Here is a 17,667-nt window from a genome sequence, read left to right as displayed (position 1 = left end):
TTCAATCTATACCAAGCACATGCTCTCCTCCTCCCAGGTAAACAAATAACGCGCTGGCGAGAGTACGGCTCTTCTCTACCAACGCGTTAACTAGTAATTATGAATGCTTTTCACACTGCTTACTTTAGTAAATGAAAATTTCATCTAAAGGTCTTCCGTCACAAGGATTAAAATCAATCCCTAAAATCTTTGCCATCGTAGGAGCTATATCTACCATTTTAAGATCCCCTATGGGAAAATCACTTTTCACCTTGTTCCCTGAGATCACCAAGTTGCATCTATAATCCTCTTTATCGGGAGAGTAGCCATGCGTAGCATATTTAATCCCTTGTTTGTCCAAATCAACAATCGTAGGTTCATCCATGCTCTCATCGAAACAATAGCCTCTCCTAGCTTCAAGCATATATTTAGTAGATGGGCCCACATGAAGTTGATTCAGCCGCTCTCTAGTATACATTTCCTCTATACCTGAAGCGTCATCATCCATATATTCCTGAATAACAGCTAACGCTAATTGTTCAGCTTCTTCATCACCTTCTTTAATATGCAGATAAGCGGATCCGCCCCCACACTGAAAGTAAGCTCTCCACTTCATTTCGCCGTTCTCTTCATAGATCAACCCTTTTTCCTGCAAAAGGTTGTTCAAATGCACTTTATACCGAACATTGAACTGGCCATGGTCACCCAAAACTAAAAAAACCGTGTCATCCTTTATCCCGGCTTCATCCACTGCTTGTATAATATCACCTAATCTCTTATCCATACGTGTGATTACCCGCTTCACTTCATCGCTGTCAGTGCCGTAGACATGCTTGGCGTCATCCAGATCAATCAAATGCATCATAAGAAGATTAGGCTTTTTACGCTTAATCGTTTCTATCGCACACTTTGTCGTGAAGTCATCCAGATAAGGCTGTTCAATCCCTTTTCGAAGCCGTCCATATTTCAGCTCCATCTCAATGCAATATAACGGGCTCCCGCTTTTTAACACCTTCAGTGCCTGATTTTCGTTGTTAATGGCTCTGATTTCAGGGATATTATATTGGATTGAGGATTTCCCTGATACCGGCCAGAGGATTCCAGCGGTACTCATGTTATGCTCGCGCGCAGCATCATAAATCGTGGGCACCTTTATCGCATTTCTGAACCAGAACCAGCTTTGCTCCTTTTCCTTCACAAACGGCTGAAATGGATTATTATGGTGGATACCATGCTTATCTGGATATACACCAGTTGCTATCGTAGTGTGTACCACATAAGTGAGCGTGGGATATACACTTTTTAATTGATTACTATGCGCTCCGCTCTTAATCAATTTCGATAGGTTTGGAAGACGGCTGGCCATTTCCCATTGGTCTTCTGAAAAGGCATCGTAAGAGATAACAATCAGATGTTTGGCTATTGCCGTTTGTTCTTTGCTTGACTTCATAGGATAAGTCCCTTCGGTTCATCTTGTTCAAGCTTCTCTTTTGGTAAAGTTATAAATACGAAGAATCCAATAATGAATAGTGGGATAATCGCTAAAATACTAAATTTAGCGTTGCCTGTTAGGGTAGTTGTTAATGACATTACAGCAGGACCCACAATCGCCGCAAACTTGCCAAAGATATTATAAAAGCCAAAGAATTCATTGGATTTTTCCTTAGGAATAATCTTCGCATAATAAGATCTGCTAAGCGCTTGAATCCCTCCCTGGGCAGATCCAATTAGCGCTCCCAGAATAAATATATGCCACACTGAAGTAATAAAGTAAGCCGCGATACAAGAAATGATATATGTAAAAATCCCCACGATGATCATCGTTCTAGCTGAGTATTTTTTGGCAAGATTACCGTACAGGATAGCACACGGAAATGCGATGATCTGGATAACTAATAAGATCCCCAGTAAAGTAAAGGTATCAAAAGCATCCGCACCCAGTACCGATGTGGCATATGGCACTACCATTTTAATAATCGTATCTACCCCATCAATATAGAGAAAGTAGGCGATCAAGAATACAAATACTACTTTATGCTGTCTGACATTTTTAAACGTGTCTCCCAGTCTTTTAAAGCTATTAATGACCGGTTTGGGTTCAGGTTCTATGTAATATCTTTGCTGCACATCCTTGATCATAGGCATGGTCAGCAGTCCCCACCAAAGGGCAGTGATTATAAATCCAATCTGATAGCCGATTGATTTATCCATCCCCATAAACAGAATCAGCAGTAGGCTGATACCGAATGGAATAACGCTGGCGATATATCCAAAAGCAAACCCTTTTGAGGATACCTTATCCATCCTTTCATCCGTGGTTACATCCACCAGAAAAGAATCATAAAAAATATTGGCCCCGGCAAATCCTATGACTGACAAAATATAAAATACAATCAATAACTGCCACTGCCCACTCGCAGGTGCAACGAAAGCCAGCGAAGCAGTAGCTATCACGCCGATCAATGAGAAAAATATGAAGAAGCGTTTTTTCTTATCCTTATAATCTGCCATCGTCCCTAAAATCGGGCTAAGGATGGCCACCAGAATACTCGCTATGGAATTAAAATACCCCAAATCCATGCTGTTGTTAACATTCGAAAACATCCCAAATACAATAGGCAGTAAAGCCGTTGTAACCGCCATCGAATACGCCGAATTTCCACAGTCATATAAAATCCATGATTTTTCCTCTTTACTTAATTTCATCTAACAGCCACCTTTTCACCTAGTTCCTTCTGTTATATCACTTAAGCATATGTGGCATGTTAAATGCATGTAAAACTACACTTCATAATTCCAATGGAGAGCTGATCCTCATGTCCTCTCCTGTATTGTCAAACTTTTAAGGACCTCAGCAACCTGTAGAGCATACTTTTTACTCAAACGTGACTTACCAAGATTACTCTTCACAATCTTAATCATTCGGGTATCTCGGCTCTTAGCGAATTTCTCCAGCATGGCAAAGCCCGCTTCAGGTTCACTCGCCACAAATACACTTAAGCTGTATTCAAGCCCCTTAGATAATACACGAAAATGCTCAGCGTCCTCATATTGCACTTCCCCACTACCCATATTTTCCATGATTCGAGTAGCCAACTGAAGACAATAAAGCGTATTCTCTTTCTCTTTTAAAAGAGGAGGATGCGCTAACGCTGCTACAAAAGCTCTTTGTTCAAGCCCGTTCGCACCCTCCTCCCACATGTCGATCAACTGCCTGATAAGGGCAAAACGATCCTCCCCTATACTTTGCAGCGCCATAGCAGACGCTTCACGCATCCTCCATCTGGAGTCGTTCATGGCTGTCTTAATGATGCTCTGAATCATAATTCGCTGCTCTTCTTCAGCGTAGCTGTAATAAGCGCCCAGGGCTCTAACCGCACAAAACGGCAGAAACTCACGGGGATCATTCACCCCAGCTTCTGCCTCTTTAAGATTAGCCCAGGAATTAAGAAACTCCCAGTCTGTCTCTGTTAGTTTAGGATGGGCAAAATGTTTGGCAAAATTGCCTGATAGCTCCAAATTCACTCGTGGTCCGGGAAGATTGCTCTCCTTCATCAGCAAATCTCTAAGCTGTACCCACTGCTCCTTATCGCTTACCCATTGCTGAAACAGCATATCCATCATTTTTTGTCCAGCCATCTCTGGTCCCTCCGGTATTTACCTTTAGATTTGAACAATCCCCTGCATCTCGTATGGATAATCAATCTGCTTTTTTACCGAATTCATCGCTGCTTCTCCAGCCAAGCGTGAAATCAGATATAACCCCAGATCAATGGAAGTGGAAACTCCACCACCTGTAATCACATTACCATCATGCACAATACGGGTCTCCACAACTTCTTCACAGTAAGGTTTTAGTAATTCATAGGCAGATGGATGGGTAGTAGCTTTCTTCCCTCCTAGCAGCCCCGCAGCCCCAAGCAGCAGTGAGCCTGTGCAGACAGATACCTTATAAGGAACATTGTGAGCACCAGCAAGCCACGAGACAAAACCTTCATCATAACGAAGTTTCCGTGTCCCCATCCCTCCAGGTACAAATACCATGTCATACTCCGAAAGCTCTGGCAGCACTTTTCCAGCTTTAACTGTGAAACCTAACTCATCCGTCACTTCCTCCGACGCTGCACATATATCCCAAGACAAATTTTTGCCGATTTCAAATTGCCCCAATCGATAAATAACATCATAGAACCCCGCAAAATCTAAGAACGTAATCCCGTCAAAAAGTATAAAGGCGATTTTCAATTTCGCACTCTCCTCTTATGGCTTGGTTAGGATAATAGGCTCACCTTTAGTCACAATAATCGTATGTTCAAACTGTGCTACCCGGCCATTGTCTACGACACTCAGTGTCCATCCATCCGACTGCTGCTCCACGTAATCTGCTCCAGTAGAAAGGAAGGGCTCAACCGTAATCACCTGTCCCTCTTTTAACACTGTAGTCACTCTTGGATTGTAGAAAGGTAAGATTTCAAAAGGCTTCTCATGCAGTGATTTGCCAATCCCGTGGCTGCACAGATTACGTACCACTCTATAGCCGCGTTTCCGAGCTTCGAGTTCCATCATTCTGCCAATCTCATTGACCTTCATCCCTGCTCTCAGATGATTGATCACGCTCATCATAGTTTCCTCTGCACTCTGGCATAGACGAAGAATGTCATCATTATAAGGTGGTAATTGAAAAGAAACTCCGGCGTCCCCATAATAACCATTCAGTTCAGCAGATACATCAATATTGATCAAATCACCAGCATTAATCACTCTAGGACCAGGAATCCCATGAGCAACCTCTTCATTCACACTGATGCAGGTGCTGCCTGGAAAATTATACGTTATCATCGGGGCTGAAGATGCTCCGAATTCCGCTAGAATTTCAGCTCCAATCTTATCAAGCTCCGCTGTTGTCATACCTGGAGTTACTTTCTTTTTCATCTCGGCGATGGTATGTCCTACTACTTTCCCTATGGCTTTTAGCCCTTCTAAATCTTGTATGGTATCACTCGTCATCTATCACACATTCCTCTCACTTCTGGTATGAATCACTTGTCTAACTTCTGAAATGCACTTCCATTCCACTGAAAAATATCTTCCATCTGTTTACCCGCCACATTATCGTAATAACTTCTCTTGAAGCTATGATCATCCACTTTATCAAGCTTTATCGAATACCCCTTAGGACTGCTGATAAATAAATCAGAGCCGAGTTTGATCCCTAATTCCTCTATAACGTTATTTTTTCTAAGCGTAAATAGCTTGTAGTAGTAACCGTTACTGGATCCGTACTGACCAATCGTAAAATCCGGATCGCCGTCGCCATTATAGTCCTCAAACTGAATTTGAAAAAAATCATTAAATATTATGGGATCCTCAAAATGTTCACTGAGTGGAAAGCTATTCAAAGTTCTCCCTTGATTATCGATAAGAACAAGCCCAAATCTGCCACTCCAATTCCTTCCCATCAACGGACCTGGTATTGTCCAATCCTCACTGTAGGTTCCATCTAAAAGCTGCAGATTCAAGAATCCAGTTCTATTAGTTAAGGGATAGAGATCATTATGTGATATCGTTACTGGCCCTGTAACCTTAACAGAAGACTCCAGCGACTCCGTCTGTTCTATGTTCGCCTGATCTGCTGTTCCATAGATGAGTTGTCTTATTTGATCTGCGTTTTTCACCGGAATAGAGTAGCCCTGACCACCATTCTCAGCTGTAGTAAATACTCCTTTATAACCGGGTTCATCACCTATTGCTATGTAATAATCCTTCGAGTAGCCATCACCATAAACAAGTTCCATTTTAAATTCAGGGGCCCAATCCAGCTCCCCCGATAATTTATTGCTCTTGTTCATAGCCTCCGAAAGCGCCTTAATCAGAGCGGAGTCCTTCAGTATTAGGGTCTCAAAATGTTCGGGTCGATCAACTTGGTTCTGATCACTAGTTGTTACAGGAGTTAAAGACACTCCGGCGATCCACCTTGCATTGATGAAGCCCACCTCATTCTTACACCCGCTTAAAAGAGCAACCAAGAACAAGGGTACAACCCATAGTAATTTCCTAATGCGAACCACCTCCAAGAAAAGAAACATAACCTAATTATAACAGCGTCCATAAATATAAAGAAATCGACTTTCCGAACCATTACAAGCATAAACGCCTTCGGCTTCCCTATAAGGACGGCAAGTGTTTAAGCGAGAAATATAAGGATAATTTATAGCATGGAGCATATAAATTCTTATATTTTTAAAAAAAGACTATAACCTGCTCCTTTAATGAGTGGTTCTAGTCTTATAAAATCAAGTAAATATGTAGTGATATGATCAGACGATTAAGCTTGAATTGCGCTAACCGTCTTAAGCCAAGCCTCTGCAATAAGTGCATGGCCCGCAGGTGATGGATGTACTCCATCCGGAGCCCAATAAGCAGGCTCTGCTTTCACGGATGCCGCAGCAAACAGGCCATCCAACGGAACAAGTAATGCACCATATTCACGTGCCAATTCACGAACAATGTGAATTTTAGGGTCCAAATCCTGGCGCCAAGTTCTACGATCTTCTGGGACAGGCAACACAAATGGCTCGATTAAGACTAAATTAGCAGCCAGCGAATGCTGCGTGCGTTCGATCAGGTCACGATATGCAGCTTCAAATTGTTCAGGCGTTGTTTCTTGACCAGAATCAAAGCGGCGCCAAGTGTCATTTATCCCAATATATATGGACACCCAAGTCGGCTTCAGATTCAGGCAATCCTTCTCCCAGCGTTCCTGCAAATCTACTGCACGGTTGCCGCTAATTCCACGATTATAGAACGTAAGATTCTTCTCAGGATATAAATGCCCCAGACGAGCGGCGACCATCAATGCATAACCTACACCAAGCGATGAAGCATCATCATAATTACGACCCCAATCCGTTATACTGTCGCCTTGAAACAGAATGACATCGTTTTGTCGGAATAACATCACGTAATCCTCCCCTATTTTCCCCTGTTAATATTAGCCAATATAGTATATCAAAAATGAATACTACGTACTAGGACAATCATTAACAATTCATGGTAGAAACCACTAGAGATCAACAAAAAAACCTGCTCAAATTAGAGCAGGTTTTCCAATAATACAATTAATAAGCTAAGCTAAACAATCCTTTAATGTGGGACAAGTAACGAATATTACTTGCTTCCTTCATCAAGGTTGCAGGCAATCCTTTTAGCGGAGTTGAGCTAGCACCAACGATGGCTACACCGTCTTTACGACCTAAGCTCGCAAGCGTACCTGAGTTGATCGGACTAAAGGATTCAAATGATTTATCCTTCAAGTATGCATAAAGATTGTACCCGATCAATTCGCCCATTTGCCAAGCGATTTGTGCAGTTGGTGGATATGGACGACCATCTTCGGCAAAGACAACGGCGCTGTCACCAGCAACGAATACGTCTTTGTGTGATGTGGATTGCAAGAATTCATTTACCGTTGCACGACCACGGTTCACTTCAAGACCGGACTCACCAATCAGTGGATTTCCTTGTACGCCGCCAGTCCATACGAAGGTGTTAGCAATAATTTTTTGACCATCTTTCAAGTCAATGACATTATCCGCTACATTCGTAACAGGTAGTCCTGTCAAGAATTGAACACCACGTTTTTCTAAGCTTGCCACTGCGCGTTCGATCAATGCATCTGGCAATACTGGTAAAATCTTAGGGCCTGCTTCAACCAGCATCAGTTTAATTTCTTTAGGATCCACGCCATATTTCTTAGTGAGTGTTGGCAACACATCAGCGATTTCACCAACAAGTTCAACACCTGTTAAGCCACCGCCACCGATTAGGATGCTTGCATCCGCTGGATTTTTAGACTTCGCATATTCACGGATACGCTCATCAATATGACGATGAATTCTGTTAGCATCTGCTGCCGATTTCAAAACCATACTGTATTGCTCAAGACCTGGAATGCCAAAATAAGCCGTAGTGCTTCCAAGACCCACAACTAAAGCATCGTAGGACAATGTCACACCATCAGATAGTGTAATTTGTTTGTTTTCAACAGAAAAAGAATTCACCTTTGCAATTTTCAGGTCGATATCTTTACCTGCAAAAAGCTTAGCTAATGGCATAGCAACAGCACCTTCTGCAACACTACCCGCTGCAAGACGATGCAATTCTGTAATAATTTGATGTGTAGGATATTGATTAACGACTGTAATTTTAGCTTCGTCCTTCTTCAGGTACTTGCGTACAGTTAAGGCGCTTAGTAGACCACCATAACCTGCTCCTAGAATGACAATATGTTTAGACATGATGTTTCCTCCGTCCTTACGAATGAGATATAAAAAATATTATTTCTGTTGACTGCGTTCGCCGGCAACTTGAAGATAAGCATTTACGAAACGGAAAAGCTTCTGTGCTTGTGGATCTTTCATCATCTTCATAAGACCAAATACACCGATCACATCGCTATTTTCATTCGCACGATCTTGCGCTTCGATCACTGTAGCTGCCATATTCTTCGCCGAATGCACCACTGGTTCAGCAAGTTCTTTAATTGCACTTACCGTATCACTTTTCAAGACTTCATCCGCAGCAACAGTTTGAACAAAGTCATATGACTTTGTGAGCACGCCGACAAGCTCTGTTAATTTTGGCAACTGTTCCACTAAGACAGTTAACGACTCCTGAACTTCAGGCTTCAATAGCTGCTCTAAAACATTCATTTGTTCTTGAGTGACAGCTAATTTTGGTGATTCTTGCTCAGGTTGTGTTTGAGTGATTGTTTCTGACATATCCGAATCTCCTCTGCAAATAAGCTTTGCTGCTTAATAGTAATAAAAAAATAAAAACTTATAACGCCATATTTCTATTATAGCACTTATCAAGTTATAAATGTCACAAAGTTTTTGATTTTTTCTAAAGTTTTGTGATTTTTATTACATTAAAATAAATTAGTCATAATTTTCGATATTTTTTATACATGCATAGATGATTAAATGCTTATTGTGTAAATTTATTCAAATTCATCTCCGCTTTCAATAAAACCTCGACCATTGCTGGATTGTTCTTTAATGGTAGCAATCTAAAATACAGAGAACGAACGAAATTTTTGGTGTTCACACGAGCAACGTACTGGCCACGGCTTCTCGGCCACCCCCCACATTGCTCCAAGTTGCGAATCCAGTCGACAATAGATTGTTGTGGAAGTAAATGATGATCTATCATTGTAGCTACAATCGTAGCGATCCGTTCATCTTCTTCGTCGCTAAATATGTGCTGATCGTTGTAAAGCATCCTTTGGATGACTGCCAAAACCTCTTCCCTTATTGCAGCATCACTCTCCGAGCAGAGTACCAGTTCATCCAAGGCATCTGCGCCATGGGCTGCAGCATGAGCCCAGCCTTCTTCAGGCAAAAATCCTCGTAAATCCTGTTCTTCCTCATAATATCTAATCAGCGCTTCCTTCACATTTGTAAACTCTGCGCTATCTAAAAAAGCCTGTTCCCTATGCCGCTGAAGAATCAGCGCAACGATCAGTACCGAAAACGTTCTTGTGAACACAGCCTGATCTTCTTTGCTGCCAATGTGATAGAACAAATGCTGCTCGTCAAGGAGAATCAAAAGTAGTTCACGAAGCTCCGCATCACTAAACCATTGTTTCTCGTTAATCCATTTGTAGAAGGTGGAATAAATCAAGTCGTCTCGTAGCTTCGGCTGCGGATCTCCTATGTACTCAAGCATCAATTTCACATAATCCCTTAATTGTTCTCCACTTCTAAGCTCGTAATCGTTCTCTTCAATTCTTTGCAAGTCTTTTATCAACTGCTCTCTAGTATCGTTCAACATTCCCACCCTTTCATTAATAAAAGCAATTTAAATTTTTCGTATCCTAATATCCTAATTTACATCCCAATATTTTACAACACAGTAATTATTCTTCGACATTCCAAAGTACTTAGAGAGCTGAATGTAAATGAAGTGAATTTAATCATTGACGAATATAATTAACTGTGTTATTTTGAGTTAGTAACTAATAGTTAGTTCATTTATAAATATCACTTATTTATAATTAACAAGCAAATACATAACATATGGAGGAATAACTCATGAGCGCTTTTACAGATTTGATTGAATCCCGCAGGTCTGCTATGAATTTTGTTGAAGGGGTGAAGATCCCTCAGAATGAACTAGAGGAAATGTTCTCTTACGCCAGATTGGCTCCATCTGCATATAATCTTCAACATGCCAATTATAAAGTGGTTTCTGATGAGAATTTAAAAGAAGAGATTCGTAAAGCGGCTTACGGTCAATATAAAATCCACTCCGCCTCAGCGGTAATAGTGGTACTCGGGGATAAGAATGCTTATCTGAAAGCCCCAGAAATCTTCGGAGGACTTAAAGCTTTAGGGGCTATGAGTCAAGAGGATTATGATGCAGAGATAGAAACGATTAACAATGCATACAAAGGAAATGATGCTTTCCAAAGAGATGAGGCTATTCGGAATGCTTCACTCTCTGCCATGCACTTCATGCTGATTGCCAAAGATAAAGGCTGGGATACCTGCCCGATGATCGGCTTTGATCGGGAAGCAATTCAATCCACTTTAAATCTACCCGATCATATGGTACCTGTTATGCTGATCACTATCGGCAAAGACAAGAAACATAAAATCAGACCACGTGGCTATCGTAAACCGGTCAATGAATTCGTTGAATTTATCTGAGGGTTATTGGAAGATATCGATAGATACAACAAAAGCGTTTCATCCGATATTTGAAGTTCGGATGGAACGCTTTTTTACTAAGGATGTGGAGCTTAAATCTTTCTTCACTACTTAGCATACTGAAGAATTGCAATCGCTGCTCGTTCCCGTCGTTCGGCATTCTCACTAACAAGAGCTTCCTTCAAAATATCGAGCGCCATTGATAATGTCTCTTCATCCACATACACTCGATTATTCACCGCTTGCTCTGAATCAGAAGAACCTGTAATCCACAGATCCACACGAGCACTAGGCATCGGCCCCTTATACTGTTTAACCACTCCAATATCGTTAAGAAACTCTTTTATCCCTGCGTTTAGATCGGTTATAGAAAGACTTTTCAGCCAAGTTACACCACGTCGATGGCATGTACCGATGTCTGGCGCGTCAAATAATTCATTGTAAAAATAATCGCCTAGATCACCTAGATGTACCCAATCGCCATCACACACCAGCACATAATCGCCATCCTGCATCGTATGTACGAAGAGTTGAATGGCTTGTATATGTTCAATAAGCTCCAACTCACTGTATTGGTATGTGTGAATCATCCGATCACGGAGCTCCACTTTACTGATGTTCTCCAAATCCCCTATTCCGGGATATCCGATACTCACATAATTATCCTCTAAAAATGCTGTGATTCGTTCGGTCCCAAGCGGCTTTGATCCCATCTGAAACAGATTCATAGATCATCCCTCCAAGTAATTAATATAATATTTTTCAGCAAAGAGAACTCTTCTTAGCAAGCTCATATACCTATCCTCCATCCTGCGTCCTCATTGGTGTAATTAAAAAAAGTGTGGACGAAGTCATGTCTACAGGCTGTATCACCAGTGGTCTTTCTTTTCCAGCAAACCTTATTCTAAGCGTCTCACTATCGATCGCCCGAAGGATGTCTCTGAAATATTTTCCGTTAAAAGCTACTCGAAAATATTCACCTTCTAGATACTCCAATGGAATTTCCTCTTTTGCCTCACCCACGTCGGCGGTCCTGGATATTAAATGAAGTATACCGGAGGGATATACACCGAGCGTTACACTTTCACCAGCCAATATAGCAATACGTTCAACCACACGTAACAAACGCTCTGTCTTAACGATCACTTCGGATATATATACTTGTGGAATTAAATTATCGACATAGGGATAAGTGCCCTCAAGTAGCGCAGACTGAACCCTCAAGCCATCAGAAATAAATCTGATTTGTTTCTGACCTATCTCGATTTGGGTGCTGCTGCCCTCATCATCGTTTATTATTTTTAAAAGATCCTCAAGGGTGCTACCCGGTATAATGACATTTAAAGGACTTGCTCCGTAATCTTCTACGTTTTCAACAACATGCTGAGCGAGGCGGATGCCATCAGTGGCGACTACGCGAATGTTTTGATTATCTATTTGAAGTGAAACACCTGTGAGCACAGGTCTAGTCTCCAACGAAGAGACCACAAAAACCACATGTTTAAATATTTGCTTCAAAAGTGTGTTCTTCATGCGTATCTTTTGGGTGTTTGGATGATCCACGTAATGGATTCTCGGAAATTCTGCAGTGTCCATCCCGCATAAACGAAACTGAGTATTGCCCGATTGGATATTTAGAATCAATGTCTCTGCGATTTCCAGCCTAATTAATCCAGGGTCAAGCTTGCGGATGATCTCATAAAAATAACGTGCGGGCACTACGATCTCACCTGGTTTGTGTACAATCATCGAATCCATCTTCACAGGAAGCTTATATTCAATGGTCATTCTTATATTGCTGGCCGTTAAAGTCAGACCCTCCGCTTGCGCCTGAATATGTATTCCGGAAAGAACACGGGAGGAACTATTCGCGGATATAGCTTTTAAGGCTGCTTGTAGTGCAGTGCTAAGAGAATCTTTTGACACATGGATTAGCAAAGACCTCACCTAACTCTCCTTAGATTCCTTTGCAAAATGTGCCTCAATAATGTTCCGAAATACCTGGGAGCGAGATACGTTCTGTTCCTCACAGGCCTGCTCTATCTCCTGCCAGATGTTTTCTGGTAACGTCAAAGATACCTTTTTCGTTATACCGGTGCTTTTTCTGCCAGCCCCTTCCCGAAGACCTCCCCTCGTAAAAAGAAACCCTAACTGCCCATCTTTAGTAGCTACGCCTACCTTAACTTTATCCTTAGAGCTGCTTGTGATATCGCTTGTGATTTTAGAATTGAATTCACTTAAAATTTCATCTTTGTGTTCGTCTTCGAATTTATGATCACTCAATCCTCACACCTCATATTTTGAATTTAGTAACTAAAATCAATAAATCCACTATTTTCATAATACCATACATGCCAATAATCCACCACCATTCTAGACACAAAAAAAACACCCCATAGATCGGAGTGTGTGGTTAGCTGGGTAAGCGTTCGAAATTGTGATTGTAAGAGTTAATTACCACACTATCTCAAGATATTTTGGTAATTTGGTGTAAGGTCAGACTTTCGTGGGTCTCTCAAATGCTTGAATGATTCTAACTTCACCTTAGGACCAGGAGTGATTCTAAAAGTCATAGTGTCCTCTCCAACGGAAAGATGTGGACCCACTGTAGGGTGTATATTGAGTGTAATTAAGAAATCAAACCGACGAAATCCATTCACTCGCTTTATATCTGTAACATCTACTAAATAAGGATACACTGTAGGAGTTACCGTCAGAAGTGGCGCATAAATCTCAGCCATTTTTTTCTCAATATGGGGTAAAAGGAAGAGCATTAGTGTGTCTTTGTACATGAGCTCGCGGGAATCCTGATCTGGAAGCTTCGGTTCCGATTCAGATCTAAGCGGAGCCTCAGATTGCGGTTGAACTAAGCCATTAGCGGAGCAAGGTTGTTGCCCCAGCAAGAACATACCTGCGATAAGAAGAAGAGCAATCCAGCTTTTTTTCATCAAAATAGCCTCCTTAGGGAACTTTTTATAAATTCCCCAATGAGGCCCTATTTTTATACGCTAAATCTCAATTGTGTTAAAAAGAAAGGGATTTCCCCTAAGATAATTCCTTAGAATCGCTTGCGCATAAGGCTGTTCTGCTTTCAGTCCCTCGGTTTCTCTAGGGTCGGGTGCGTGATGGCAATAATTTTCGATCATAACCATGACCGTAAAATTCTCTAAAGTCTGAAACCACTCCCCATCAAGCTTGGCCACACTTTCGTAACCCTTAATGACCAGTTCTCTTTGTAAAGGATACAACCCTAGAATGGTATGTGCCACATCATAAAGATAATATCCCCAGCCACATCTTCCGAAATCAATCGGTCGAGGTTCACCCTCTTTAAATATGATGTTCCCTTGATGTAAATCACCATGGATAACCCCATAAGTCCTTCTGTTCTTATTTTTATGCTGCTTGCTTAACCAGCCGTATAATTTCTCAGCCGCAGACTGATACAGCACGAACTCATCATCCGAAAGAAAACTATGGTAGTGCAGCTTTAATCGGAGCATTGCTTTTCTAAAGCTATGTTCATCCCACACAGGACGATTAAAGCCTGGAGGTAACTCAAGCTCCTGTGCCGCTTTATGTAGCTTGGCTAATAGAACGCCTTCTTTGTAAATTTGTTCTTCAGTAAGTCTTTCGTTCGCATGTTCGCCTTCAACCCAGCGCATTAACGATGCATATATACCATCCTCATTACCTTGCTCCACTTTGAACGTAACAGAACCCGTTCGATCATGAACGCCTTTCGGCAGGGGGACATCAATTTTCCTCTTCAAAAGCTCCAGCCATGCGATTTCGGAGTTAATTTCTTCTTTAGATCTCCCCGAATGAAGACGCAGCAAAAAAGTCCCCTCTTTATTAGTCTCTATTACAAAAGTGCAGGTGTCCGATCGTTGGATAAAACGAATCTGTGTCCAATCGAGGTCAAAGTGCCGGAGCGCCATTAAAGCTGCTTGCTTATAATTATTTCTCATCGCAATGGAATGTACACATCAACCTCATCAGGCCACGTAGGATTAGCAAACTGATAAACTTCAATAGCCAGTGCACGATCATTACTAGGCAAATCTTTTTCCCTTACATAAGTATGAAGAATCTCATAAGGATCGCCTTTGGATTTCACCTGGACATACCGATGAGCCGGGATCGTAAAACCAAGCATACCTTCAGGAACATTCGTGAGTTCCTCCACTTCCATACAGATCATATAGGTAAATAAATTCTCCGAAGTAAAATGTGGACTAAGGTATCGTTCAGGGTGAATAATATTGCTAATTTCATCTTTTCTACTATTAAATTCTCGCTTCATCGCCTCTACTCTTTCCGGCTCATGCCCTACAAAGGAAGAAGTAATACTCAAGCCTATTAGCTTCATTTCCGGTAATTCGAGCACTTGGACTACACCTTCATCCATCATGAATAATTCATCCCTTCTATGATTATTTAAAATGAAAATATCTGAAATAAATATTTCTCTTGAAAATAATTTCAGAAAACTAAATAATATAAAGCAGTACTACTTGTCGGATCTATCATCTTAATAAGGGTGGAGCTTCATTACAGACAGAAGAAAGGTTGAACATCGGCACCATGAACGCAATTCCAAACCTCAACAAGGAACCAGCCCGTGTGGAAAAAACACGCAAAGAACCTTTCCCCATCTCTATTCTTTCGCTTACGGTAGGCGCTTTTGCCATTGGAATGACTGAATTTGTCATCATGGGTATTTTACCAAATGTCGCCAAAGATTTACAGGTTAGTATTTCTACTGCAGGTCAGCTCATCACGATGTATGCCCTTGGGGTAGCCGTCGGTGCTCCTATTCTAACCATCCTTACACAACGAATTCCGCAAAAGAAACTGTTATGCCTGCTCATGGTATTATTTATTCTAGGCAACGGAATCTCTGTATTTGCTCCAAACTATACCGTTCTTATGGTTGCTCGTATCATCACAGCTTTAACACACGGGACTTTCTTTGGCGTTGGTGCAGTGATCGCTTCTAATCTGGTCAAGCCCAATAGGCGGGCCGGAGCCGTATCCATTATGATGGCTGGTCTAACGATTGCTAATATCATCGGTGTTCCTCTAGGAACATTTATTGGGCAAAACATGGGCTGGCGCGCCTCATTTGCTGCGATAGCAGTCATGGGCGTCGCTGCACTAATCGGCATTCTTATTTTCATTCCAAAGATTAAACAAGACAAACCTGCTAGTGTAATCCAACAAATTTCTGCGCTAGCTAATCCTAAACTGCTTCTATTCTTACTGATCGGTGCGCTTGGTAACGCCAGCTTGTTCACGGTGTTCACTTATATAGCGCCACTGCTAATGGAAGTTACCGGCTTTGCCGAGCATAGTGTGACATGGATACTAGTTCTCTTCGGCTGTGGTGTAACCATCGGGAATATCGTTGGCGGGAAGCTTGCAGATTGGAAGCTGATGCCTTCTATCGTGGGACTTTATTTCGCGGTTAGTGTCATTCTTACGATCTTTTCCTTTACAATGCATAGTCCAGTAGCTGCGGTCATCACAATATTCTTCTGGGGTTTGGTATCCTTTGCGGTCATGCCAGGACTACAAATACGGATTATGAGTCTAGCTCAGGCCGCTCCTGCCCTCGCTTCTACAACCAGTCATTCCGCAGGTAATCTCGGAAACGCAACAGGTGCCTTCATCGGCGGATGGGTCATTTCTCATCTTGCGATTACTTCGCTGCCATGGGTCGGTGCCGTTCTGGTAGGACTCGGTCTGGTACTGGGGATTGCTTGTTATGTAGCAGAACGTAAAGAGAAAGTGGCGTAATTTTTTATAGGGTTATATTTAAAAACGAGGGTGTCTCCAAGTGATGAAAATAGCTTAGGGACACCCTCGTTTTTTATTTTACAAACTATAGCTATCTACTATCTTATGGCTTCATTCTTCTAATGCTCAGCATCTGATTTGCCCCTTTTTGAAATTCATAAGGAACGTCCATCTCCTCCACAGCGAAACCTTGTTGAACCATCTCATCTATAAGGCGATCTAGATGCTCATATCTTTTGCAAGACAGATCAACTAAAGGGAAAATACGAAGCTCTCCTCTAGTCACCCGCATAAGTTCATTAACAGTCCTTAGATGAAAATCATAGTCCAGCCGATCACTATACATAAATAGAAAATGCGCAGACAAAATCAGATCAAAATACTCATCATTGAACGGCAGATTAGGTAAAATCACAGGAACATATCGCTCCGGGGTTTGTCTCTGATCCCTGATGTTATCGTTTAAAGCCCTACTCCTCGCTTGTGTCAAATCCTCTATAGACTTGAAGTAGTCCCATACAAAATTGCCCTGTACCTTAACCAGTTCAGACATAGCATGCTCAATATCTTGAACACCTTTATCTTCAAGCTCATCCGCAGAGTAATAATAAGCGATATCCGCAGCAGTCACATCACTCCCTAACTGATTCGATATCGCTGTAAAAGAGCAGGCACCCGCAGGACAATCCAAAATCCGCCTGCCTACAAGATCCGCTTCTTTCAATTTGAACATCTGTAAATATTCCTCAAAGGTCCTTCCTATAAAAACAATCCTCTCCAACTCAAGCTTTCCCTCTACTCCGCTCATCTCATCTCACCTTTCCTCATCTCGGCTAATACTGCTCGCTTTTTACTTCTGTTTAAATATATGTATAAGATAATCTATAAGAAGTCCTAGAATCAGGAACGACCCAAAATGAATTACATACGTGGGAAATCTGACGCTGATTAATATACTGCTTGCAGCCCATTCAGTATTATTAACATCAACCATCCAGTTTGCAAAGGGCTTCATGAAGATCAGCGTATCTATAATTGGATTAAGTCGTACAAGAATGATGTTTGCGATCTCAATCCCCAAATAATCACCCAGACAGATGATGATACTAATAATCGAAAACCAGAAACTGAATTTTCTCCTTAAAAACATCAAGCACCGCCCTCTCTTTTTTTC

Annotated in this window: 20 protein-coding genes; 2 read left to right on the top strand and 18 right to left on the bottom strand. The window is 41.6% G+C overall.

The window, feature by feature from the left end; genetic code table 11:
- Positions 1–124: 124 nt before the first annotated feature.
- The 10 genes from MHI27_RS11475 to MHI27_RS11430 all read right to left on the bottom strand — a co-directional run bounded on the left by MHI27_RS11475 (position 125) and on the right by MHI27_RS11430 (position 9,810).
- Positions 125–1,429 (bottom strand): alkaline phosphatase family protein, encoded by a 1,305-nt coding sequence (locus MHI27_RS11475; RefSeq protein WP_405176284.1) that lies wholly within the window; start codon positions 1,427–1,429, stop codon positions 125–127.
- Entirely contained in the window at positions 1,426–2,685 is a 1,260-nt protein-coding gene (locus tag MHI27_RS11470) for an MFS transporter (protein WP_042187227.1), read from the bottom strand. Before MHI27_RS11470 ends, MHI27_RS11475 begins: the two co-directional genes overlap by 4 nt.
- Positions 2,686–2,793: 108 nt before the next feature.
- Positions 2,794–3,618, bottom strand: coding sequence for a hypothetical protein (locus tag MHI27_RS11465; protein ID WP_405176283.1), 825 nt, complete (start codon positions 3,616–3,618; stop codon positions 2,794–2,796).
- Positions 3,619–3,642: 24 nt separating this feature from the next.
- Positions 3,643–4,224, bottom strand: a complete 582-nt coding sequence (locus MHI27_RS11460; RefSeq protein ID WP_405176282.1) for a DJ-1/PfpI family protein — start codon at positions 4,222–4,224, stop codon at positions 3,643–3,645.
- A 15-nt stretch (positions 4,225–4,239) separates the two neighbouring features.
- Complete coding sequence (gene map, locus MHI27_RS11455; protein WP_076299489.1) at positions 4,240–4,986, bottom strand: type I methionyl aminopeptidase; 747 nt, start codon at positions 4,984–4,986, stop codon at positions 4,240–4,242.
- 32 nt (positions 4,987–5,018) lie between these two features.
- Entirely contained in the window at positions 5,019–5,939 is a 921-nt protein-coding gene (locus tag MHI27_RS11450) for a hypothetical protein (protein ID WP_379421910.1), read from the bottom strand.
- A 365-nt stretch (positions 5,940–6,304) separates the two neighbouring features.
- Entirely contained in the window at positions 6,305–6,937 is a 633-nt protein-coding gene (locus MHI27_RS11445) for an SGNH/GDSL hydrolase family protein (protein ID WP_076282991.1), read from the bottom strand.
- 160 nt (positions 6,938–7,097) lie between these two features.
- The gene (locus MHI27_RS11440) at positions 7,098–8,276 is read right to left on the bottom strand and encodes an NAD(P)/FAD-dependent oxidoreductase (protein ID WP_042187216.1); all 1,179 of its coding nucleotides are present in this window, start codon (positions 8,274–8,276) and stop codon (positions 7,098–7,100) included.
- 39 nt (positions 8,277–8,315) lie between these two features.
- On the bottom strand, positions 8,316–8,759 hold the full coding sequence (locus MHI27_RS11435; RefSeq protein WP_042187214.1) for a DUF1641 domain-containing protein: 444 nt from the start codon (positions 8,757–8,759) through the stop codon (positions 8,316–8,318).
- Positions 8,760–8,967: 208 nt separating this feature from the next.
- Complete coding sequence (locus MHI27_RS11430; RefSeq protein ID WP_405176720.1) at positions 8,968–9,810, bottom strand: DUF2785 domain-containing protein; 843 nt, start codon at positions 9,808–9,810, stop codon at positions 8,968–8,970.
- A 263-nt stretch (positions 9,811–10,073) separates the two neighbouring features.
- Here MHI27_RS11430 and MHI27_RS11425 point away from each other — a divergent pair, with 263 nt between their 5' ends.
- The gene (locus tag MHI27_RS11425) at positions 10,074–10,691 is read left to right on the top strand and encodes a nitroreductase family protein (RefSeq protein ID WP_405176281.1); all 618 of its coding nucleotides are present in this window, start codon (positions 10,074–10,076) and stop codon (positions 10,689–10,691) included.
- A gap of 107 nt (positions 10,692–10,798) precedes the next feature.
- Here MHI27_RS11425 and MHI27_RS11420 read toward each other — a convergent pair whose 3' ends face one another.
- From MHI27_RS11420 to MHI27_RS11395, 6 genes are all read right to left on the bottom strand, one after another.
- Positions 10,799–11,419, bottom strand: coding sequence for a hypothetical protein (locus MHI27_RS11420; protein ID WP_405176280.1), 621 nt, complete (start codon positions 11,417–11,419; stop codon positions 10,799–10,801).
- A 70-nt stretch (positions 11,420–11,489) separates the two neighbouring features.
- Positions 11,490–12,638 carry a DNA polymerase III subunit beta gene (dnaN, locus tag MHI27_RS11415; RefSeq protein ID WP_405176279.1) on the bottom strand — a complete coding sequence of 383 codons (1,149 nt, stop codon included), beginning with the start codon at positions 12,636–12,638 and terminating at the stop codon, positions 11,490–11,492.
- Positions 12,639–12,974: a hypothetical protein gene (locus MHI27_RS11410; protein ID WP_405176278.1), complete on the bottom strand. Its 336-nt coding sequence runs from the start codon at positions 12,972–12,974 to the stop codon at positions 12,639–12,641.
- Positions 12,975–13,153: 179 nt separating this feature from the next.
- On the bottom strand, positions 13,154–13,639 hold the full coding sequence (locus MHI27_RS11405) for a DUF3888 domain-containing protein (RefSeq protein ID WP_405176277.1): 486 nt from the start codon (positions 13,637–13,639) through the stop codon (positions 13,154–13,156).
- Between the two features lie 60 nt (positions 13,640–13,699).
- Positions 13,700–14,662: a phosphotransferase enzyme family protein gene (locus MHI27_RS11400; RefSeq protein WP_405176276.1), complete on the bottom strand. Its 963-nt coding sequence runs from the start codon at positions 14,660–14,662 to the stop codon at positions 13,700–13,702.
- A complete protein-coding gene (locus MHI27_RS11395; RefSeq protein WP_405176275.1) occupies positions 14,659–15,105 on the bottom strand; it encodes a GyrI-like domain-containing protein in 447 nt (148 codons plus the stop codon). The genes MHI27_RS11400 and MHI27_RS11395 overlap by 4 nt, the downstream gene beginning before the upstream one ends.
- A gap of 173 nt (positions 15,106–15,278) precedes the next feature.
- Between MHI27_RS11395 and MHI27_RS11390 the strand changes: the two genes are divergently transcribed.
- Positions 15,279–16,493, top strand: a complete 1,215-nt coding sequence (locus tag MHI27_RS11390; protein WP_042193708.1) for an MFS transporter — start codon at positions 15,279–15,281, stop codon at positions 16,491–16,493.
- 103 nt (positions 16,494–16,596) lie between these two features.
- Here the strand turns inward: MHI27_RS11390 and MHI27_RS11385 are convergent, their stop codons facing one another.
- A complete protein-coding gene (locus tag MHI27_RS11385) occupies positions 16,597–17,301 on the bottom strand; it encodes an SAM-dependent methyltransferase (protein WP_405176274.1) in 705 nt (234 codons plus the stop codon).
- Between the two features lie 42 nt (positions 17,302–17,343).
- Positions 17,344–17,643: a hypothetical protein gene (locus tag MHI27_RS11380; RefSeq protein WP_042187201.1), complete on the bottom strand. Its 300-nt coding sequence runs from the start codon at positions 17,641–17,643 to the stop codon at positions 17,344–17,346.
- Between the last annotated feature and the right edge of the window lie 24 nt (positions 17,644–17,667).

This window comes from Paenibacillus sp. FSL H8-0261, from assembly GCF_045040645.1.
Lineage (GTDB): Bacteria > Bacillota > Bacilli > Paenibacillales > Paenibacillaceae > Paenibacillus_AQ.
This window is presented reverse-complemented; position numbering and strand designations above follow the sequence as displayed.